The organism is Streptococcus oralis (assembly GCF_024399415.1).
Classification (GTDB): Bacteria; Bacillota; Bacilli; order Lactobacillales; family Streptococcaceae; genus Streptococcus; species Streptococcus oralis_CS.
Map to the genome: position 1 here is coordinate 1761873 of NZ_CP029257.1, position 23054 is coordinate 1784926.

Genomic DNA, 23054 nt, shown 5'->3' on the forward strand with positions numbered 1-23054 from the left:
TTCCCTTTCTATTCTCAATGAACTGCTTATTCTTGTTCAGCAGCTTCTTCTGTTGCTTCCGCTTTTGTTGCTTTCTCAGCTTCTTCAGCTTCAAAGGCTGCTTTAGCCTCTTGGGCTGCTTTTTCGCGGGCTTTTTCAAGGTCATCTACGTGGATGACATCTTCGTCCATTCCTTCATCCAAGTCGCGAAGTTCCACTTCTTGATCATCTTCGTCAAGGACACGCATGTCAAGACCAAGAGATTGCAATTCTTTTACAAGAACTCGGAAGGATTCTGGAACACCTGGTTTTGGAATTGGTTTTCCTTTTGTAATAGCTTCATAAGCTTTCAAACGTCCGTTGATATCGTCAGACTTGTAAGTCAAGATTTCTTGGAGAACATTTGACGCACCGTAGGCTTCAAGAGCCCAAACTTCCATCTCACCGAAACGTTGTCCACCAAACTGAGCTTTACCTCCGAGTGGTTGTTGGGTAACGGTTGAGTATGGTCCGACTGAACGCGCGTGCAATTTATCATCAACCATGTGGTGGAGTTTGATCATGTACATGACACCAACTGATACACGGTTGTCAAACGGCTCACCTGTACGTCCGTCGTAAAGGATTGTTTTGGCATCGCTATCCATACCTGCTTCTTTAACAGTATCCCAAAGGTCTTCAGAACTTGCTCCGTCAAAGACTGGTGTTGCGATGTGGATACCAAGAGTACGGGCTGCCATACCAAGGTGGAGTTCCATAACCTGACCGATATTCATACGTGATGGCACCCCAAGTGGGTTCAGCATGATATCGACTGGAGTTCCGTCTGGAAGGTAAGGCATGTCTTCTACAGGAACGATACGAGAGACAACCCCTTTGTTTCCGTGACGTCCGGCCATCTTATCTCCGACTTTGATCTTACGTTTTTGAGCGATGTAGACACGAACCAGCATGTTAACACCTGATTGCAACTCATCACCATTTGCACGTGTAAAGATCTTAACATCACGAACGACACCATCAGCACCGTGAGGTACACGAAGAGAGGTGTCACGCACTTCACGAGACTTGTCTCCAAAGATAGCGTGCAAGAGACGTTCTTCAGCTGAAAGGTCTTTCTCTCCCTTAGGTGTGACTTTACCGACAAGGATGTCCCCTTCTTTAACCTCGGCACCGATACGGATAATACCCATTTCGTCAAGGTCTTTAAGGGCATCTTCACCAACGTTTGGAATTTCACGAGTAATTTCTTCAGGCCCAAGCTTTGTATCGCGCGTTTCTGATTCGTATTCTTCGAGGTGGACAGATGTATAGACATCGTCTTTGACCAAGCGTTCGCTCATGATAACGGCATCCTCGAAGTTGTAACCTTCCCATGTCATGTAAGCAACGATTGGGTTTTGTCCAAGCGCCATTTCCCCTTTTTCCATAGAAGGTCCGTCAGCGATAAAGTCGCCTTTTTCAACGACATCGCCAACTTTAACAAGCGTGCGTTGGTTGTAGGCAGTACCTGAGTTTGAACGACGGAATTTTTGGATGTGGTAAACGTCCAATGAACCATCTTCACGGCGTACTTCTACCTTGTCAGCATCTGCGTATGTAACTTTACCATCATACTGAGCAATAACAGCAGCACCAGAGTCATGAGCTGCTTGGTATTCCATACCAGTACCAACGTAAGGTGCTTTTGGATCAATCAATGGCACAGCCTGACGTTGCATGTTGGCACCCATGAGGGCACGGTTGGAGTCATCGTTTTCCAAGAAAGGAATACATGCTGTCGCAACGGCAACTACCTGTTTTGGTGACACGTCCATGTAGTCAACCACTTCTGCTGGATACTCTTGGTTGACCCCTTGGTGACGTCCCATGACAACTTTCTCAGCAAAAGTACCGTCTTCGTTGAGGCGAGAGTTGGCCTGCGCTACAGTAAATTCATCTTCTTCATCGGCTGTCAACCAAACGATTTCGTTTGTGACTACACCTGTTTCACGGTCAACCTTACGGTATGGAGTTTGAACAAATCCATATTTGTTCAAGTGCCCGTAAGATGACAAGTTATTGATCAAACCGATGTTAGGTCCTTCAGGTGTCTCGATTGGACACATACGACCATAGTGAGTATAGTGTACGTCACGTACTTCATATCCAGCACGGTCACGAGTCAAACCACCAGGTCCCAAGGCTGACAAACGACGTTTGTGAGACAACTCAGAAAGCGGGTTGTGTTGGTCCATGAACTGTGACAACTGTGATGAACCAAAGAATTCTTTAACCGCAGCTGTTACAGGACGGATATTGATAATTTGTTGTGGTGTTAAAACTTCATTGTCCTGAACAGACATGCGTTCACGGACATTACGTTCCATACGAGAAAGTCCAAGACGTACTTGGTTGGCAAGCAATTCACCAACTGCACGGATACGACGGTTTCCAAGGTGGTCGATATCATCCACACGTCCGATACCTTCAGCCAAGTTGAGGAAGTAGCTCATCTCTGCAAGGATATCCGCAGGAGTTACAACACGAACCTTGTCGTCTGGATTAGCATTTCCGATGATGGTTACGACACGGTCTGGGTCCGTTGGAGCAACAACCTTGAATTTTTGAAGCACAACTGGTTCTGTCAGAACAGCTGAATCGTTTGGAATATAAACAATCTTGTTCAAGTCGCCATCCAAGTGACTCTCGATACTTTCAATCACGCTACGAGTCATAACGGTACCAGCTTCTACCAAGATTTCACCAGTTTCAGGGTCTACCAATGGCTCCGCAATGGTTTGGTTGAGCAAGCGTGTTTTAACGTTGAGTTTTTTATTGATCTTGTAACGACCAACGGCTGCTAAGTCATAGCGACGTGGGTCGAAGAAACGTGCCACAAGCAAGCTACGTGAGCTTTCAGCAGTCTTAGGCTCACCTGGACGAAGGCGTTCGTAGATTTCTTTCAAGGCTTCGTCTGTACGAGAGTCCATTGGATTCTTGTGGATATCTTTTTCAACGGTGTTGCGAACCAATTCGCTATCACCAAAGATATCAAAGATTTCATCATCACCTGAGAAACCAAGCGCACGAACCAAGGTCGTAAATGGAATCTTACGAGTACGGTCGATACGAGTGTAGGCAATGTCTTTTGAGTCGCTTTCAAGTTCCAACCAAGCTCCACGGTTAGGGATAACAGTTGAGCCGTATCCCACTTTACCGTTCTTGTCTACTTTGTCGTTAAAGTAAACACCTGGTGAGCGGACCAACTGAGAAACGATAATACGTTCACCACCATTGATGATGAAAGTACCCATTTCGGTCATGATTGGGAAATCACCAAAGAAGACTTCTTGGGTCTTGATTTCGCCTGTTTCTTTATTGATCAAGCGGAAGGTTACAAAAATTGGTGCTGAGTAGCTAGCATCGTGGATACGAGCTTCTTCGAGCGTGTATTTTGGTTCCTTGATTTCATAGCCAACAAATTCCAACTCCATTGTGTCTGTGAAGTTTGAAATTGGCAATACATCTTCAAATACTTCCTTAAGACCGTGATCTAGGAAATCTTTGAATGAATCCGTTTGAATTTCAATCAAATTTGGTAAGTCAAGAACTTCTTTGATTCTTGAAAAACTACGACGGGTACGATGTTTCCCGTATTGAACGTCATGTCCTGCCAAGATGATTCTCCTTTGTAAATAAATTCCAAGCCTTGTCAATCAGGCTTTTCTAATCGTCATATGGTTTTTAAAACCCCTATCACCGTGTCCCTTTGACGAATTTTCAGAATCTTTAAATCTTTGTTACAAGCACTCAAAAACCTGAAAAAAAGCACAAAAAGAGCAGCTAAATCTGACTTTTTCAGAAGATTTAACTGCTGTGAGCCTTGTCTGGACAATATTTCAGACAAAACCTACGACAAATGATTATTCATATTATACCTTATTTAGCTAGATTTTTCAAGGTTTTTTTACTATTTTTTAAACAATCTTTTCCTGTATATTATTTTAAAAATTCAAGAAAATGAATCATTATATTTTCTCTCAAAAATTAGGAAAACGCTTGCACTAATGTTTACCTCGTGCTATACTGATAGGGAACAACTACACAAGGAGAATTGTGATGAAAAAGATCCCATCTCAAACTGAGAAAAAAATGATTTATGGTATCCGTTCCTTGAAGAACGGAACTGGTTCTGTCCTTATTGGTGCCAGCATTATCCTGCTTTCAGCTGCAATGCCAACTATTTCGGCTAACGAAAACCTGCCTCAAACTCAGGAAAATACCAGAGCTGTGACCAAGGCCCCTACTGAGACTGAAACGAGTCAAACTCAAACGGAAACGCCTATTTCTGAACAAAAGAATGCAAACGCTTCCCTTGATTCTAAAAAAGAAGCTCCAGCTGGGGAAACTACTACAGCGCCAGCAACACCCAAAACAGAAGATGCTACTACAAGCCAGGCTAACAGCAAGGAAGAGAAAGTAGATAACAGCACTGCAACGCCAACTTCAGATCAAAAACCACAAGCTGACGCATCCTCTGAAGAACCCATCGAAGACAACCACTTCCGTATCCATGTAAAAAAACTCCCTGAAGAAAACAAGGATTCTCAAGGTCTTTGGACTTGGGACGATGTTGAGAAGCCGTCTGAAAACTGGCCCAATGGAGCCAAGTCCTTCAAGGATGCCAAGCAAGATGACTACGGCTATTATCTAGATGTCAAACTCAAAAATGAGCAAGCCAAGAAAGTCAGCTTCCTTATCAACAATACCAAGGGGGATAACCTGACGGGAGACCGTTCTGTAGAGCGCCTCTCTCCAAAAATGAATGAGGCCTGGCTAGATGAAAACTACAAGGTATACAACTACCGCCCTCAACCAGCAGGAACTATTCGTGTCAACTACTACCGCACCGATGGAAACTATGACAAAAAATCTCTCTGGTATTGGGGCGATGTCAAAAAACCAAGCAGTGGAGAATGGCCTGACGGTACTGACTTTACCGCAACTGGAAAGTATGGCCGCTACATTGATATCCCACTCAATAAAGCCGCAAGAGAATTTGGATTTTTATTACTAGACGAAAGCAAGAAAGGCGATGATGTGAAAATCAGAAAAGAAGATTATAAATTCACTGATCTAAAAAATCACAGTCAGATTTTCCTCAAAGATGATGACGAAACCATCTACACCAACCCCTACTACGTTCACGATATCCGTATGACTGGTGCCCAACACGTGGCTAAATCTCGTATCGAAAGCAGTTTTTCTACCCTCGTTGGAGCTAAGAAAGACGATATCCTCAAACACTCCAGCATCACTGATTACCAAGGGAATAAAGTAACTATCACAGACGTGGAAGTGGATGAGGCAGGTAAAAAAGTGACCTATATCGGCGACTTCTCTGACACTCAACACCCGTACACTGTCAGCTACAATTCAGACCGCTTTACCACACGTTCAAGCTGGCGCCTCAAGGATGAGTCCTACAGTTACGATGGGCCACTCGGCGCAACTCTAAAAGAAGATGGCAAGCGTGTTGACCTCACGCTCTGGTCTCCAAGTGCTGATAAGGTTTCCGTTGTTGTCTATGACAAGGAAGACCCTGAAAAGGTAGTTGGAACTGTCGTCCTTGAAAAAGGAGAAAAAGGAACCTGGAAACAAACTCTGGATGCAAACTCTGGTCTCGGTATCAGCAACTACACTGGCTATTACTACCACTACCAGATCGAGCGCCAAGGTAAAACTGTCCTCGTTCTTGACCCTTATGCCAAATCATTAGCGGCTTGGAATAGTGACCTAGCAAAAACAGATGCCGCTCATAAGGTCGCTAAAGCTGCCTTTGTGGACCCATCTAAACTAGGCCCACAAGATTTGACCTACGGTAAGATTCGCAATTTCAAATCGCGCGAAGATGCTGTCATCTATGAAGCCCATGTTCGTGACTTCACCTCAGATCCTGCCATCGCAAAAGACTTGACCAAACCATTTGGTACCTTTGAAGCCTTTATCGAAAAACTAGACTATCTCAAAGACTTGGGTGTGACCCACATCCAGCTCCTTCCAGTCTTGTCCTACTACTTTGTCAATGAATTGAAGAACCATGAACGTTTGTCTGCCTACGCTTCAAGCAACAGCAACTATAACTGGGGATATGACCCTCAAAACTACTTCTCCTTGACTGGTATGTACTCAAGCGATCCTAAGGATCCAGAAAAACGTATTGCCGAATTCAAAAACCTCATCAACGAAATCCACAAACGTGGCATGGGTGCTATCCTGGACGTGGTCTACAACCATACTGCCAATGTTGATATTTTTGAGGATATTGAGCCAAACTACTACCACTTTATGGACGCAGACGGAACTCCACGTACTAGCTTCGGAGGCGGCCGTTTGGGAACTACCCACTACATGTCTAAACGTGTCTTGGTAGACTCTATCAAGTATCTGGTTGAAACCTACAAAGTAGATGGTTTCCGCTTTGATATGATGGGTGACCACGATGCGGCTTCTATCGAAGAAGCTTACAAGGCTGCACGCGCCCTCAATCCAAATCTTATCATGTTAGGTGAAGGCTGGAGAACCTATACTGGTGATGAAAATACGCCTGTACAACCTGCTGACCAAGATTGGATGAAGAAAACAGATACTGTCGCTGTCTTTTCAGACGACATCCGCAACAACCTCAAGTCTGGCTATCCAAACGAAGGTCAACCTGCCTTTATCACAGGTGGCAAACGCGATATCAATACCATCTTTAAAAATCTCATTGCCCAACCAACCAACTTTGAAGCAGACAGCCCTGGAGATGTTATCCAGTATATCGCAGCCCATGATAACTTGACCCTCTTTGACATCATTGCCCAGTCTATCAAAAAAGACCCTAGCAAGGCTGAAAACTACGCTGAGATCCATCGTCGTTTGCGACTTGGAAACCTCATGGTCTTGACTGCTCAAGGAACTCCGTTTATCCACTCTGGTCAGGAATATGGACGTACCAAACAATTCCTTGATCCAGCCTATAAGACTCCTGTCCCTGAAGATAAGGTTCCAAACAAGTCTCACTTGTTGCGTGACAAAGACGGCAAGCCATTTGTCTATCCTTACTTTATCCATGACTCTTATGACTCTAGTGATGCTGTCAACAAGTTTGACTGGACCAAGGCTACAGATGGCAAAGCATATCCTGAAAATGTCAAGAGTCGTGACTACATGAAAGGATTGATCGCTCTTCGTCAATCTACAGACGCCTTCCGACTCAAGAGTCTGCAAGATATCAAGGAGCGCGTCCACCTCATTACTGTCCCAGGACAAAATGGCGTTGAAAAAGAAGACGTGGTCATCGGCTACCAAATTACTGCTCCAAACGGTGATGTCTACGCTGTCTTTGTCAATGCGGATGATAAGGCTCGCGAATTCAACTTGGGAACTGCCTTTGCTCACTTGAGAAAGGCCGAAGTCTTGGCTGATGAAAACCAAGCAGGTCCCGTAGGAATTACCGACCCTCAAGGTCTCGAATGGACTGAAAAAGGCTTAAAATTGAACGCTCTCACTGCCGTTGTTCTCCGCTTGTCTCAAGGTGGTGCCATTGTCGCCCCAGCTGTGGAAGAAAAACCAGAGTTTAATCTTTCTAGCTTGGAAGTTGAACCAGAACAAGGCCAAGCTCAAAACCTAGTAGCAAATCCTGACTCTCAAGAAACTGCTACAGAGACTCTTTCTCAGAAATTCCTTCCAAACACAGGTACTGAGAACAAACCCCTTCTTGCCCTTGCTGGATTTAGCATCCTTGCCCTTCTCGGACTTGGATGGTTGATAAAGAACAAGAAAAAGAAATAACACTCAATGAAAATCAAAGGGTAAACTAGGAAGCTAGCCGCAGGCTGCTCAAAACACTGGTTTGAGGTTGTAGATAAGGCGAAGCTGACGAGGTTTAAAGAGATTTTCGAAGAGTATAACCTAGCCCTCCTATAGAAAAACACCCTATGATTAGAAGAATCTTCTAGTCATGGGGTGTTGTTTTTATGATACACTTAGCTATCAAATCATATATTCTACACTATAGCTAGCGTCTGATAAGATACGAGCCAGGAACTGCTTGGTTCGTTCTTCTTGTGGACGACTAAAGAAATCGTGGGGATTGTTCTCCTCTACGATACGGCCTCCATCCATGAAAATAACGTGGTTGGCGACATCTCTAGCAAATCCCATCTCATGCGTGACGACCACCATGGTCACACCTTCTCCCGCCAACTGTTTCAGAACATCCAAAACATCTCCAACCAACTCAGGGTCTAGTGCTGATGTTGGTTCATCTAGCAAAATGACCTCGGGCTTAACGGCAATGGCACGCGCAATTCCTATTCGTTGTTGTTGCCCTCCAGATAGTTGGGAAGGGTAGTAGTCCTTATAGGCCAGTAAACCAACTTTTTCTAAGGCAGATTCTGCACGTTTGAGTGCTTCTTCCTTGGGAACTTTACGAGCTACGATTAGGCCTTCTAGAATATTTTCCAGAGCAGTTTTGTTTGCAAAGAGATTGTAGTGTTGGAAAACAAAGGCTGTTTTTTGGCGAATTTCTAGAATGTCTTTCTTGCTCAATTTGGATAAGTCATAGGTCTTTCCTGCCAAGGTCAAACGGCCACTGTCAGCTTTTTCTAAGTGATTAAGACAACGGAGAAAGGTCGTTTTCCCCGAACCTGATGGTCCTAAAATAACGACGACATCCCCTTGGTTAACCTGAAGATTGACATCCTCCAAGACCTGCCTCTCACCAAATGTTTTTGCGATATGTTCTACTTGTAACATCCTGTCCTCCTATACGAAACGCGCGCTAGATGCTTTTGCACTTTTTTCTTTTTTCACATAGCCTTTTTCCAGTAGGGAGAAGCCCCACTGAATCAAACCACAGATCAAAATATACTGCAAAAAAATCACAAAATAAGACTCAAAATACTGGTAACCGTAGGACGCTTCCACACGAGCAATAGCGGTGATGTCCTTGATGGTCATGACAAAGACCAGGGAGGTCCCTTTGACGATATTGATCACCAGATTGGCCAAGTTAGGCAAGGCTGAGCGCAAGGCTTGAGGAAAAACAATCCTTAGATAGGCCTGGGTTGTAGTCAGCCCAATCGCATGCGCTGCCTCTAGTTGTCCCTTGTCCACCGTCAAGATGGCTGAACGCAAAATCTCCGACAAACTCCCGACTGTCATCAAACTATAAATGATAAAGGCATAATAGAGAGGATCAAGTTTGAAAATATCAAAGTCACTTCCTATGCTTTTGAGAAATTGATTCAGCAGGCTTGGAAACAAACTATAAAAGAAGAGAATCAATAAAATTGGTGGAGTCGCTCGGATAAAGGCCAGATAGACCAGAGAAAAACTCCTCACCCCTCGAACCTTGTAAATCTGCCCCAAGGCTAAAAATAGAGCCGGTAAAAAGCTTAAGACCATAGCCACAATCATGATAATCAAGGTGATTGGCACACCCTTCAAGGTCTCCAGAAAGGTCTTTACAATATAGTCTATATCCATTTCTTACCTCCCTTTTGTTTCCAAAGACTTCTCAAGCAAACGACTCAAGCTAGAAATAACCAAGGCAATCCCCCAGTAAAGAAGCGCAACTGCCGTATAGGTTTCCAGAGAGTAGTTCCCTAAATTGCGACTGATCAAGAGATTCCCGGCCCCCATAACATCAACAAAACCAATCGTATAGGCCAAGGCAGCATCCCGCATGAGATTGAGAATAGCAGTTGTTATATTGGGAAGAGCAACTTGAAAAGCTTGAGGAAAAATGATTCTCCAAAAAGTCTGACTTGGAGTCAAACCAATACTAAGCCCGGCCTCTGTCTGCCCCTTTGGAATAGCTTGATAGGCCGCCTTGAAAACCTCGGCAACAATAGCCGCAAACAAGAGAATCATCGTCAAGAGAACAAAAATAGTTTTAGACCAGTTGTTGATATCTAAACCAAGCCACCATTTCAGAAATTCTGGCAAGCCATAAAAGACTAGAAAAAGCAAGACAATCGGCGGTGTACAACGAAGGGTAAAGATATAGCCTTTGGAAATCGCTGCAAAACTCTTGTCTTCTCCTACTTGTGCCCAGGCCAAGAGACCTCCAAAAAGGGACCCAAGAAGAGTGGTAAAAAAGAGAATGGACAAGGTCATAGGAAGTGCCTGCCATAAGGTCGGCAAAAACTGAAAGACCTTGGAAAAATCATAAGAAACCATGCAAAACCCTTTCTAGTCTTGGAATTTCTGGCCTAGTCTTTGTCTACATAACTAAAGACATCTTCTTTAAAGTATTGCTGAGATAGCTTAGCAAGCGTACCATCTTCTTTCAACTCTTTGATTGCTTTTTCATATTCTTTAGCGAATTTCTCACCCTTTTCATCACGGTGAATCAAGGGATAAGTTGGGATGCCCTTGTATGGGAACCAGCTGAGTTTATCCGCATATTGGTGGTAAGGGCCATCTTCTGCAGTAACTGCTTTTTCAAAGGACAGTTTGATATCAAAGAAGGCGTCATAACGCCCTTCTAAGACCCAGGCATAGGCATCTGCCACTTTAAAGGATTCAGCAGCTGTTAGCTCAATCGGTGCATCCTGATGTTTTTCATTGTAGCTGGTGATGACATTCCATTGAGCATTCTGTGGAGAGATGGGAACCAATTTCCCTTTATTCTTAGCAAAGTCATCAATGGTTTTGTATTTCTGTTCATCTTCTTTTCTGACCGTAAATCCGATGATGCTCGCTCCGACTGGTTCAGATGGAATGACAAACTTTTTAGCTCGTTCATCTGTGTACCAAGCTCCCTTGGTTCCGATGTCATACTTACCTGATTCCAGACCAATCAAGAGGTCATCATCACTGGTACCCGTATATTCAAATTGATAGTTTGCCAACTTCTCATCAACAGCCTTCAAAACAGCTACTTCATAACCATCTGATTCCCCTTTTTCATTGACAAAATCATATGGAACATAGTTTTGTGTATGGGCAACCTTCAAGGTTATAACTTCAGCAGACGAAGCCGTTTCTCCATCCTTGGCTGGAGCACCAGCTAAACTTCTCCCGATAATCGTTGCCCCAATTACTACAACCACTGCTACACCACCGATAATCCATGCTTTTTTACTCATCTTTTTCTCCTTTAGTTTTCAAGCGCTTCTCTCACCCACTGGATACGCTCAACTGCGATATCACTTGGAATGGTACAATCTGCCCCAAGTACCAAGCCCTGTTCCCCAGCTTCTGCAACTAGTTTCTTTGCTTCAGCCTGAATGGCATCCTTGCTACCAGTATACAGCAAGCCTGTCTTACCATTTTCAAATCCTCCAAGAACCGTATGTCCCTTGAAAATCTCACGACCTTCCTTGAGAGTGATTCCCTCTGGTCCTACAGCCCAGTTAAAGACTTGGGCTGGATAGTCTGCAAAAAGGTGAATATCATTTCGTGCTCCCTCGTAGCCACAGATATGAAGAACCGTGACACCACCAACAGCACTAGCTGCTTCCAGAACCGTTATCTCGCTAGGTGCAATGACGGCTTGATACTCTGCTGCCGACACTCGTTGATCTTGGATACTCTGCACGCTGAGGTAGATTCCATCAGCACCAGCCTCTTCGATAACAGCTCGGCTGAGACTCGCAATATCCTCTGCAATCACATCCAACACCTTCTTGAGGGCTTCAGGGTCTTCCACCAGAAAGTCCGCAATGAGGTCATCCCCACCAGATACTTCCCCCAGTAGCCACTTGAGATAGGTCACAGGAGCAAAAATATTGTAAATCGCAACGATATCTTCTGTAAACTCTTGCTTGATTTTTTTAACCAAGTCCACCTGCTCTTTTATCCAAGCGTGCTCTGGTCCGAGTGGTTGAATGGTTGCCAATTCTTGAAGTGATTTTCCTTTGGCAATCGCTGGATTTGGATAAGCAAAGTAGCCATCACTCATTAACTTGATAAAGTCCGGCTGAACTTCTCGGATAAAGCGCTTATGGCCCTCAATATTCTTCTCGATAATGACTGGATTTGAAAATCCGTGTAGCCATTCGTCTTCGGATGTGAAATGGTGCCAAAAACCAACTGGCACACGATCAACCTTTTCACCTCTAAATGCTTTTAAAACCCATTCTTTTTTTTCTGACATTCTTATTCTCCATTTCTTACTTTTTCAACTAATAAACTGCTTGCGATATCATTCGAGCGTAGAAAGGGAAGACTGGACTTGGAAAAATCCTGAACTCCACGACATCTCTCTCCATTTTTGCAGTGCCCATTTTTTACGACGCTTATGGCAACCAAAGCCAGCAAACCGACAACTGCAATGAAGATTCCCCATCTTTTACTTTTCATAGCTCCTCCTTTTAGAGAACAGCTGCCTGCCGAATCCAGTCCAACCTCTCTAAGTCAAAGTCATCTGGAACAGTACAGTCAGCTCCCAGAAGAACGCCTTTATTACCAGCTTCAGCCAGCAACCGTCTTGTTTCATCTTGCAATTCCGCCTTGGAACCTTGATAAAGCAAGCTTTTCTTGCCGTTTTCAAATCCACCTAAAACGGCCTTGCCTGGAAACAACTCTTGCCCCTGTGTCAAACTAACATCCTCATGGTGGGTCGCCCAGTTGACCACTTGAGCTGGATAGTCCTTAAATATCGTCACATCATTGCTCGCACCTTCAAAACCACAGATATGGAGGATATTGGTCCCACCAACCTGATTGGCTGCCTCCAAAATCGCTATATTGCTCGGTTCGATATAGGTTTGGTAGAGTTCTGGTGTGATGCGCTCATCTTGAATTTCCTGGGTGCTGAGATAAATCCCATCAACTCCACCTTGCTGGATGATTTTCTGAGTTAGGATAGCAATATCTCTTGCAATCACATCTAGAATAGATCTGAGTTGCTCAGGATTTTCAAGCAATAGGTCAGCCACTTCCCTATCTCCTCGAGAAGTTTCTGTACGGAACCAACGCTTGAGGTAGGAGATAGGCGAAAAGATATTGTAGAAAGAAGCAATCTCTTCGGTAAAGGTCTCTCGAATCGCTTGTACCACTTCCACCTGTTGCTGAATCCATGGGTGTTCCTCACCAATCGACTCAATAGAAGTCAGCTCCTGAATGCTTGCAATCTTAGGACGATAGACATTACTTGGATAAAGGAAAAAACCGTCGCTCATAATTTTGACAAAATCAGGACGAATCCTTTCCACATAATTGTGATGCCCATCAACACTTTTTTGAAAGATACGTGGATTATTTAATCCCTGCCCCTTTTCTTCGAGTGTTACAAAATGAAACCAAAATCCCACAGGAACTCTTTCCACTTCATCGCCTCGAATCGCTCTAAAGACTAGCTCTCTTTTACTCGCCATACCTTTCTCCTTCCATTTGGATTGAAACCATCTTACCACTCCTTTTCCCCTTTTCCCAATATATATTGACTATCAACTCGATTGGAAATTTTTATATCTATAAAGAAAAAAATCCCTAAAAAGCTTGATGTTACTAGCCTTTCAAAGATTCACTTTATTTTCATCTATTTTCCAAAAAGAAGCTGATATAGATTTTCTATCAAGCCGATTGAATTTTTTTATATCCATCTTCATTCCCAAATTAAGTACATAATTTTATCCTAATACCAAATTACTACTGAAAAATTTCTTTTCTCTCGGTATTTCCTTGCACAAATCCCATGAAAACGCTACAATATTAATAGACTATTATTAGGAGGATGGGATTATGAAAATATCCAAAGTTACCATTACAATTGCTTCTACACTTACTTCCGTCATTTTACTGACTGGCTGTGGTACAAATTCGGCAAATTCACAGACAACACAAAGTAGTACATCTGATAATCAGGTTACAATGACCTATGATCAGTTGCGTTCAAGAGAAAATACTATGTCAACTCTTTGGTATCAAAAAGCAGCTGAAACCAAGGCACTCTATCTACAAGGTTACAATGTCGCTACTGATCGTTTGAAAGAACTACTAAAAACACAGACAGATAAACCCTACTCTATCGTTTTGGACTTGGACGAAACTGTATTAGACAATAGCCCTTATCAAGCGCAAAATGTCAAAGACGGAACAGCATTTACCCCAGAAAACTGGGATGTCTGGGTAAAAAAAGCCGCAGCCAAGGCTGTACCAGGTGCTAAAGACTTTCTCCAATTTGCAGACCAAAACGGTGTCCAAATTTACTATGTATCTGACCGCACGATAGATCAGGTAGATGATACGATCAAAAACCTAGAAAACGAAGGAATTCCTGTACAAAGCCGCGATCATCTCATGTTCTTAGAAAAAGGCGTCAAATCTAAAGAAGGTCGTAGACAAGCAGTCCAAGAAAAAACCAACTTAGTCATGCTACTAGGAGACAATCTTGTGGACTTTGCAGAGTTTTCAAAGACCTCTGAAACTGAGCGCAACCAAAAATTAGAGGAATTACAAAAAGAGTTTGGTGAGAAATTCATCATTTTCCCTAACCCAATGTACGGATCATGGGAAAGCACTGTTTACAATGGTAATAAATTGGATGCCAAGGGTCAAACTGAAGAGCGACAAAAAAACTTACAAGGTTTTGATAAATAAAATAAGAGAGCTATCTACCAGTTTACACCAACCACAAGATATCGTATTTGTGAGAATATCAAAAAAGACGATTTCCAAGCGGAAATCGTCTTTTTTACTATTTTATCTTGTACTTGGTATAAACTAGTATATATTCCACTAGATAGTATGCTCTATCACTTGTACCACTTCCACCTGTTGCTGAATCCATGGGTGTTCCTCACCAATCGACTCAACTGATTGAATTTTTTTATAACCCCTCTTTCATGGCAAAGTATGCTCGTACTTTTGGAGCCACTTGTGTGCCGAAGAGTTCAATAGCTCTCAAAACTTGATCATGTGGCATAGAACCAAGCGGTAGATGGAGCATGAAACGGTCCAAGTCTAAATCCTCAATCATGCGAATCAATTTTTCTGCCACCTGATCTGGATTGCCCACAAACATGGCACCATTTGGTCCAACTTGCTCCAAATATTGCTCATAGGTCAACTCCTGCCAGTGCGGACGGTCCTTGGAAATTGCATCCACCACTTGCTTGGTCGGATGGAAATAATCTTTGACAGCCTGCTCGCCATCTTCCGAAATCCAGCCCCAAGAATGAGCACCCACTTTCAGGTCTTTCTCCGCATGACCGGCTTCCCTACCAATCTCACGATAAGCTTGAATCAGCTTTTTAAAATAACGTGGATTGCCACCGATAATGGCATAGACAATCGGCAACCCCGCCTGAGCAATCTTCACTGTTGACTCTACATGACCTCCTGTCGCCACCCACAATGGCAATTTGTCCTGAACAGGACGAGGATAGACTTCTTTTCCAGCGATGCTTTGAGTCAATTGTCCCTGCCAGTTCACTTTGGTGCTTTCATTTGCCAGCTGAAGCAGGTCTAACTTTTCATCAAAAAGAGCTTCATAGTCTTTCAAGTCATAGCCAAACAGAGGGAAGGATTCGGTAAATGAACCACGACCTGCCATAATCTCTGCCCGTCCATTTGACAAGGCATCGATGGTAGCATATTGTTGGAACAAGCGAATCGGATCCATACTCGAGAGAATGCTGACCGAACTAGTCAAACGAATCTTTTTGGTATTGACTGCCCCAGCTGCAAGAATAATCTCTGGCGCCGATACCGCAAAGTCCTCCCGATGATGCTCCCCAATCCCGTACACATCCAAACCAACCTTATCAGCCAGCTCAATTTCTGCCACCAACTGACGAATGCGTTCATCATGACTGTAAATCTGCCCAGTCGCTTCCAGAGCGGTTGTTTCACCAAATGTTGAAATTCCTAATTCTACCATACTGTTTCCTCGCTATCTCTTTTAGTTTTTAGAGTATTTTATCACTAATTAGTTTTACTTTCAATGGATTTGCTCATTAGAAAAAGCCTAGATGAACTAGACTTTTTTGGTTTATTCTACTGTTACTGACTTAGCAAGGTTACGTGGTTTGTCCACATCGAGTCCACGGTGGAGGGTTGCAAAGTAAGCGACCAATTGCGTTGGTACGACCATTGAGATTGGTGAGAGGTAAGGGTGGACAGTCGTAAGAACGATATCATCTGTCTCTTTGGCAACATTTTCTTCTGCGATTGTAAGTACCTTAGCACCACGGGCTGCGACCTCCTGGATATTTCCACGAGTGTGGTTAGCAAGGACTGGATCTGACAAGAGGGCCAAGACAGGCGTTCCTTCTTCAATCAAGGCAATGGTTCCGTGCTTGAGTTCTCCTGCCGCAAAGCCTTCACATTGGATGTAAGAAATCTCTTTGAGTTTGAGACTGGCTTCCATGGCTACATAGTAGTCTTGACCACGTCCAATGTAAAAAGCGTTGCGAGTTGTTTCAAGAAGCTCTCGAACCTTGGCATCAATGGTTTCTTTTTCTGAAAGGGTTGATTCGATAGACTGAGCTACGATTGACAACTCATGAACCAGATCAAAGGCTTGCGCTTTAGCATTGCCGTTTGCTTCTCCGACTGCTTTTGCAAGGAAGGCAAGGGCTGCGATTTGTGCTGTATAAGCCTTTGTTGATGCTACGGCAATTTCAGGACCTGCATGAAGGAGCATGGTATGATTGGCTTCACGTGAAAGGGTTGAACCTGGGACGTTTGTCACTGTCAAGCTCGGAATCCTCATTTCATTGGCCTTAACCAAAACCTGACGGCTATCAGCTGTTTCACCAGACTGGCTGATAAAGATGAAAAGTGGTTTCTTGCTGAGAAGTGGCATACCATAGCCCCACTCAGATGAGATTCCAAGTTCAACTGGTGTATCTGTCAATTCTTCCAGCATCTTCTTAGAAGCAAATCCTGCATGGTAAGAAGTTCCAGCTGCGAGGATATAGATGCGGTCTGCCTCTTGAACAGCCTTGATGATAGCCGGGTCAACCACTACTTGACCTGCCTCATCTGTGTAGGCTTGGATCAACTTGCGCATCACCGTTGGTTGCTCATCGATTTCCTTGAGCATGTAGTAAGGGTAAGTTCCCTTACCGATATCAGACAAGTCAAGTTCAGCAGTGTAGCTAGCGCGCTTACGGCGATTGCCATCATAGTCTTGAACTTCGACGCTATCAGCCTTGACGATTACCAACTCTTGGTCATGGATTTCCATGTATTGGTTGGTTTCACGAATCATGGCCATAGCATCTGAGCAGACCATGTTATAACCTTCCCCAAGACCAATCAAAAGTGGAGATTTGTTCTTAGCGACATAGATGACATCTGGATTTTCAGAGTCAATCAAGGCAAAGGCATAAGAACCACGGATGATGTGAAGAGCTTTTTTGAAGGCTTCAAGAACTGAGAGACCATCTTCTTCTGCAAATTTCCCAATCAAGTGAACAGCGATTTCCGTATCGGTTTGCCCCTTAAAGTGGTGACCTGTAAGGTATTCTTCCTTGATTTCAAGATAGTTTTCAATCACTCCATTATGCACCAAGACAAAACGTCCAGTCTCAGAGCGATGTGGGTGAGCATTGTCTTCTGTTGGTTTTCCGTGAGTCGCCCAACGTGTATGACCGATACCAGTTGTTCCCTCAACGCCAGTAGTTTTGGCAGACAATTCTGCGATACGACCGACAGCCTTAACTAGATGATTTTCAGCACCACCTAGGACAAAAATCCCCGCAGAATCATAACCACGGTATTCGAGCTTTTCAAGCCCCTGAATCAAAATATCAGTTGCATTTGTGTTTCCAACAACACCAACAATTCCACACATAGTATATACGACACAGACCAGCTGTGCTTTCTCCTTAAATTGGTATAGTCTGATTTCCCTTTTACAGAATCAGCAAAGACAGTATATACTTGTTTTTCTCACTTGTCAAGGATAAAAATTGGTATAGTTTTCCTATCTGGTATTTTATCAAGATTTCACTTGATACCTGACAAGTCAGCATCAATTACTTATAATAAAAAAAGGAGGTATTTGCCATGTGGTTTTTCTTCGCACTTTTATCTGCTATCTTTGCAGCCCTAACGTCAATTTTAGCCAAGATTGGGATTGAGGGAGTTCCATCCAATCTAGCAACTGCTATTCGTACGGTCGTCGTCATTCTTATGGCCTGGGTCATGGTTTTCTTGACCAATAGCCAGACCGAAATTGTCAATATCAGTAGAAAAAGTTGGCTCTTTCTCATCTTATCTGGTTTAGCCACTGGCGCCTCCTGGCTCTGCTACTACAAGGCCCTACAGATGGGCAATGCGACTGAGGTATCTGCTGTCGATAAATTCAGTCTCGTCATTACCCTCGTTCTAGCCTTTTTCTTCCTACAGGATGTCCTGACGTTTAAAACAATTATTGGCTGTATCCTGATTACGATTGGGACCTTGGTGATGATATTGTAATAAAAAGTGAGATGAACGCCATCTCACTCTTTTTATTCTTAAAATCCATTATGGTCGCTGAGTTCCTTGAACCAGTGCCCTGATTTCTTCAGACGGCGTTCCTGTGTTTCCAAGTCAAGTTCAACCAAACCATAGCGGTTTTTATAGCTATTGAGCCATGACCAGCAATCAATAAAGGTCCAGATTAAGTAACCCTTACAATTGGCTCCGTCTTCAATGGCACGGTGAAGTTCACGCAGATGTCCTTTGACAAAGTCGATACGATAGTCATCCTGAATCATGCCATTCACACGGAATTTATCTTCACCTTCAACACCCATGCCATTCTCTGTCAACATCCACTCAATATTGCCATAATTTTCCTTGATATTTTGAGCGATATCATAAATCCCCTGCTCGTAGATTTCCCAACCGCGATGAGGATTGATTTTACGGCCCGGCATGATATAAGGCTCATAGAAATGTTCTGGCAAGAGTGGACTGTCTGGATGCTTGGCAAAACGTGGCGCCATAACGCGCAAAGGTTGGTAGTAATTGACTCCAAGAAAGTCCACTGTATGCTCCCGAATGAGTTCTAACTCTTCAACAGTGTACTCTGGCAGCAAATCATGCTCAGACAAGATTTCTACTAATTCTTCTGGATAAGCTCCCAAGACAGACGGATCTAGGAAAGATTGAGCTTGGAAGAGGTCGGCAATGCGCGCAGCCTTGACATCCGCAGGATGCTGGCTACGTGGATAGGCTGGTGTCAAGTTAAGTACAATTCCAATCTTAGAGCCAGGCAGAATCTCATGACAGGCCTTAACCGCAAGACTACTAGCCAGTTGCGTATGATAGGCAACCTTAACCGCTGCTTTGGCATCCACCTTGTGAGGATAATGGGCATCATAAAAATAACCAAATTCTACGGGGACGATGGGTTCATTAAAGGTAATCCATTGGTCTACCAAGTCACCGTAAGTCTCAAAACAAAAACGAGCATAGTCTTCATAAGCCTTGACAGTTGCCTTATTTTCCCAGCCATCACCAGCTTCTTGAAGGGCAAAAGGCAGGTCGAAGTGATAGAGATTGACTAAGAGACGAATCCCCTTGGCCTTAATAGCCTCAAAAACCTGACGGTAGAAAGCCACCCCTTGCGGATTGATCTCTCCACGACCTTGCGGAAAAATACGAGACCACTGGATAGAAGTTCGGAAGGCTGTATGCCCAGTCTCTACCAAAAGCTCAATATCCTTTTCCCAGTTTTCGTAAAAAGTCGATGTTTTATCAGGTCCAATTCCATTGTAGTAACGATTTGGCTCTACTTGGAACCAATAATCCCAGAGATTGTATCCCTTGCCGTCACCAGGTACACGACCTTCTGTCTGTGGTCCAGAAGTAGAGGAACCCCAGACAAAATCCTTTGGAAATTTTAACATTATTATACCTCTTAACTTGATGATGTATTCTTCACTCTCATTATATAGAAAAAACAAGGTAAAAACTAGTTACATTTTTGCCTTGTTTTTCTTCTGATTATAGTTTTTATTTCTTGCTGAGGATTTCAAGCGTTTCAAGCAAGTTGTCTGCATGAACTTCGATGGTGTCACCAGTCGCCTTGATCTTAACTTCTACAATACCGTCAGCTGCTTTCTTCCCAACAGTAATACGGATTGGCAACCCAATCAAGTCACTATCGCTAAACTTCACTCCGACACGTTCGTTACGGTCGTCTGTCAAGACTTCGTAACCAGCTCCCATCAAGCTTGCTTCAAGTTTATCTGTCAAGGCTTGCGCTTCTTCATCTTTGACATTGACAGTAATCAAGTGCACATCAAATGGTGCTAATTCTTTAGGGAAGTTAACTCCCCAAGCATAACGGTATTCGCCTTTTGGCGTTTTATTGACAAAGAGGCGAGCGTGTTGCTCCATAACGGCTGAAAGGAGACGGCTAACACCGATACCGTAACAACCCATGATGATTGGCACAGCACGGCCATTTTCGTCCAAAACATCTGCGCCCATACTTGCTGAGTAGCGAGTTCCGAGTTTGAAAATATGACCGATCTCAATACCACGGGCGAAGTTTAAGACACCTTGTCCGTCTGGGGAAATTTCACCCTCACGAACTTCGCGGATATCCACGTATTCTGCAGTAAAGTCACGACCTGGATTCACACCCGTCAAGTGGTAGCCATCTTCATTAGCCCCTACAACAGCATTGCGAACATCTTGCACCTTACGGTCTGCAATGATTTTCACATTTTCTGGCAAACCAACTGGGCCAAGTGAACCAAAGCCGGCTTGAACAGCACTTGCTACTTCTTCCTCGCTCGCAATGTCAAAGAAATCTGCTCCCAAGTGGTTTTTCAACTTGACTTCATTGAGTTGGTCATTTCCAACTAGAAGGGCTGCAACAAGCTCACCATCTGCCATGTAGAAGAGGGTTTTGATTGTTTGTTCTTCTGGGATGTTAAGGAAGGTTGCGACTTCGTCAATAGATTTAACACCTGGTGTTTCCACTCTAGTCACTTCTTCTTCCGCAACGACACGGTTGCTTGGCTTGTACTCGTTTGTTGCCATTTCTAAGTTAGCCGCATAGCTAGACTCACTTGAGTAGGCGATGGTGTCTTCACCAGAAACCATCCATTTGAGCAATTCTGCCTTGATTTCTTCTTGCACTTCCGCAGGAATTTCATCAAATGAGGCAACTGACTTGTCCAAGACAACCCAGCGGTCAAGGTCTGTACGAGCAGGGGTGATGGCCATAAATTCTTGGCTATCCTTACCACCCATGGCTCCACCGTCACCGATGATGGCTTTAAAGTCTAAACCACTGCGAGTGAAGATGCGTTCATAGGCAGCCTTGTATTCATCATAGGTCACAGCCAAACTATCGTAATTAGCATGGAAACTATAGCCGTCTTTCATGATAAATTCACGCGTACGGAGAAGTCCGTTACGTGGACGTTTTTCATCACGGTATTTAGGTTGGATTTGGTAAAGGTTGAGTGGCAATTGCTTGTAAGATTTCACAGAGTCACGAACAATAGCTGTAAAAGTTTCTTCGTGTGTCGGACCTAGGATAAAGTCTGACTTTTCACGGTTTTTCAGTTTATAAAGGTCTTCACCATAGGTTTCATAACGGCCTGATTCACGCCAAAGATCGGCACTGAGAAGGGCAGGAGCCAACATCTCCACTGCACCAATCTTATCAAATTCTTGGCGCATGATGTTCTTAGCCTTTTCAATCACACGGTTAGCGAGTGGTAGGTAAGAATAAACACCGGCAGAAACTTGACGAACATAACCAGCACGCAACATTAGGGCGTGGCTGATAACTTGAGCATCACTTGGCATTTCGCGAAGCGTTGGGATTAGCATTTTACTTTGTTTCATAATATTCCTCGATTATCTAAAAGAAGAGTCGCATAATGTCATTCCAGGTCACAGCTAGCATCAAGACAACCATGATAACTACACCAGCCATGGTGACATAGGTTTCAATTTCTTGTTTAAGGGGTTTCCGGCGGATAGCCTCTAGGATATTGAGCACAATCTTTCCACCATCCAAAGCCGGGATAGGAATCAAGTTAAAAATCCCGATATTGATGGAAATTATAGCTAGGAAATAGAGGACATTCTCAAGACCATTTTTAGCAGCATCGCTACTTGCCTTAAAAATGGCAACGGGACCACCGAGTTTGTTCAAATCTGGATGGAAAATCAAGTTTTTCAGAGCCGAAAGGATACGAAGTCCTGAGTCAGCTGCAGTTGTAAATCCACCAACAAACATGGATAGAAAGTCTGACTTGACTACCGGTTGAACCCCGAGAATGTAACGTCCTTGATTCTCTTCTGGAGTCACCGTGACTTGTTTTTCGCTACCATTTTCAGAAATGGTCACATCTAAGGTCGGGGCTGTCTTGTCCTTGGTATCTGCTTCCACAGCCTGGGTCAAGTCTTGCCAATTCTTAACCTCATGCGAGCCGACCTTGGTAATTTGAGCGGTCTCAGCTACGCCCACCTTAGCCAAAGCTCCCTCTGGCATGACATGAAAGAGATTGGTCTGAGTATCTCTAACACCGCCCTGGAAAAAGATCAAGATCCAAAAAACAACAACACCTAAGATAAAGTTATTCATGGGACCTGCAAAGTTGGTGATGAGCTTGCCCCAGATAGAAGCATTTTGATACTGTACATCCAAAGGAGCGATGCGCACTTCGGTTCCATCTTCTTCAACAACCGTTGCATCATGATCCACTGTAAAAGTCTTTTCTTCTTCCAGGACCAAGCCCTTGATAAAGAGCTTGTCTTCAAAGTCAAACTGGGTTACCTGCATAGGAAGAGCCGTTTGATCCAGTTTCTTCCCTGAGAGGTTGATCCGTTTGACCTTACCATCATCAGCAAGTGTTAAACTGACCGGAGTTCCTGTCTTGATCTCTGTCGCATCATCACCCCAGCCTGCCATACGAACATAGCCTCCTAGAGGAAGGATTCGAATGGTATAAGCAGTGCCATCCTTACCGATATGGGAAAAAATCTTGGGCCCCATACCAATGGCAAATTCACGAACTAGAATGCCTGATTTCTTGGCAAAATAAAAATGTCCAAACTCATGCACCACCACAATAATCCCAAAAACGAGGATAAAGGTTAGCAATCCAATCATTCAATATTCCTTT

The 23054-nt window shown here is 43.7% G+C and carries 16 protein-coding genes; 3 read left to right on the forward strand and 13 right to left on the reverse strand.

Going from position 1 to position 23054, the window contains the following annotated elements:
- Window positions 1-26: 26 nt before the first annotated feature.
- Window positions 27-3638, reverse strand: a complete 3612-nt coding sequence (gene rpoB / locus DG474_RS08415; protein ID WP_255778081.1) for a DNA-directed RNA polymerase subunit beta — start codon at window positions 3636-3638, stop codon at window positions 27-29.
- Window positions 3639-4080: 442 nt separating this feature from the next.
- Between rpoB and DG474_RS08420 the strand changes: the two genes are divergently transcribed.
- Window positions 4081-7797, forward strand: coding sequence for a pullulanase (locus DG474_RS08420; protein ID WP_255778083.1), 3717 nt, complete (start codon window positions 4081-4083; stop codon window positions 7795-7797).
- Window positions 7798-7998: 201 nt separating this feature from the next.
- Here the strand turns inward: DG474_RS08420 and DG474_RS08425 are convergent, their stop codons facing one another.
- From DG474_RS08425 to DG474_RS08455, 7 genes are read right to left on the reverse strand one after another with little or no spacing between them, the layout of a single operon-like run.
- Window positions 7999-8763, reverse strand: a complete 765-nt coding sequence (locus tag DG474_RS08425; protein WP_000942256.1) for an amino acid ABC transporter ATP-binding protein — start codon at window positions 8761-8763, stop codon at window positions 7999-8001.
- Between the two features lie 9 nt (window positions 8764-8772).
- Window positions 8773-9495 carry an amino acid ABC transporter permease gene (locus DG474_RS08430; RefSeq protein ID WP_000350563.1) on the reverse strand — a complete coding sequence of 241 codons (723 nt, stop codon included), beginning with the start codon at window positions 9493-9495 and terminating at the stop codon, window positions 8773-8775.
- A gap of 3 nt (window positions 9496-9498) precedes the next feature.
- Window positions 9499-10191, reverse strand: coding sequence for an amino acid ABC transporter permease (locus tag DG474_RS08435; protein WP_000255460.1), 693 nt, complete (start codon window positions 10189-10191; stop codon window positions 9499-9501).
- 32 nt (window positions 10192-10223) lie between these two features.
- Window positions 10224-11102 (reverse strand): transporter substrate-binding domain-containing protein, encoded by an 879-nt coding sequence (locus tag DG474_RS08440; protein WP_000037011.1) that lies wholly within the window; start codon window positions 11100-11102, stop codon window positions 10224-10226.
- A gap of 11 nt (window positions 11103-11113) precedes the next feature.
- On the reverse strand, window positions 11114-12112 hold the full coding sequence (locus DG474_RS08445; RefSeq protein ID WP_001290985.1) for a uroporphyrinogen decarboxylase family protein: 999 nt from the start codon (window positions 12110-12112) through the stop codon (window positions 11114-11116).
- Window positions 12113-12114: 2 nt separating this feature from the next.
- On the reverse strand, window positions 12115-12318 hold the full coding sequence (locus tag DG474_RS08450) for a hypothetical protein (protein WP_000837737.1): 204 nt from the start codon (window positions 12316-12318) through the stop codon (window positions 12115-12117).
- A gap of 11 nt (window positions 12319-12329) precedes the next feature.
- Complete coding sequence (locus DG474_RS08455; protein WP_213988395.1) at window positions 12330-13334, reverse strand: uroporphyrinogen decarboxylase family protein; 1005 nt, start codon at window positions 13332-13334, stop codon at window positions 12330-12332.
- Window positions 13335-13701: 367 nt separating this feature from the next.
- On the opposite strand from DG474_RS08455, the gene DG474_RS08460 reads away from it, so the two are divergent.
- Window positions 13702-14559 (forward strand): 5'-nucleotidase, lipoprotein e(P4) family, encoded by an 858-nt coding sequence (locus tag DG474_RS08460; protein WP_000703388.1) that lies wholly within the window; start codon window positions 13702-13704, stop codon window positions 14557-14559.
- Window positions 14560-14788: 229 nt separating this feature from the next.
- Here the strand turns inward: DG474_RS08460 and DG474_RS08465 are convergent, their stop codons facing one another.
- Together DG474_RS08465 and glmS are read right to left on the reverse strand one after the other, a co-directional pair.
- Window positions 14789-15841, reverse strand: coding sequence for an LLM class flavin-dependent oxidoreductase (locus tag DG474_RS08465; protein WP_000229782.1), 1053 nt, complete (start codon window positions 15839-15841; stop codon window positions 14789-14791).
- A 111-nt stretch (window positions 15842-15952) separates the two neighbouring features.
- The gene (gene glmS / locus DG474_RS08470) at window positions 15953-17761 is read right to left on the reverse strand and encodes a glutamine--fructose-6-phosphate transaminase (isomerizing) (RefSeq protein WP_255778086.1); all 1809 of its coding nucleotides are present in this window, start codon (window positions 17759-17761) and stop codon (window positions 15953-15955) included.
- 215 nt (window positions 17762-17976) lie between these two features.
- On the opposite strand from glmS, the gene DG474_RS08475 reads away from it, so the two are divergent.
- Window positions 17977-18390: an EamA family transporter gene (locus DG474_RS08475; RefSeq protein ID WP_255778087.1), complete on the forward strand. Its 414-nt coding sequence runs from the start codon at window positions 17977-17979 to the stop codon at window positions 18388-18390.
- Between the two features lie 38 nt (window positions 18391-18428).
- Here the strand turns inward: DG474_RS08475 and DG474_RS08480 are convergent, their stop codons facing one another.
- The 3 genes from DG474_RS08480 to rseP form a co-directional block, all read right to left on the reverse strand.
- Complete coding sequence (locus DG474_RS08480) at window positions 18429-19808, reverse strand: glycoside hydrolase family 1 protein (RefSeq protein ID WP_255778088.1); 1380 nt, start codon at window positions 19806-19808, stop codon at window positions 18429-18431.
- A 106-nt stretch (window positions 19809-19914) separates the two neighbouring features.
- Window positions 19915-21768 (reverse strand): proline--tRNA ligase, encoded by a 1854-nt coding sequence (locus tag DG474_RS08485; RefSeq protein ID WP_255778090.1) that lies wholly within the window; start codon window positions 21766-21768, stop codon window positions 19915-19917.
- 16 nt (window positions 21769-21784) lie between these two features.
- Window positions 21785-23041, reverse strand: a complete 1257-nt coding sequence (gene rseP, locus DG474_RS08490) for an RIP metalloprotease RseP (protein ID WP_255778091.1) — start codon at window positions 23039-23041, stop codon at window positions 21785-21787.
- Window positions 23042-23054 lie beyond the last annotated feature (13 nt).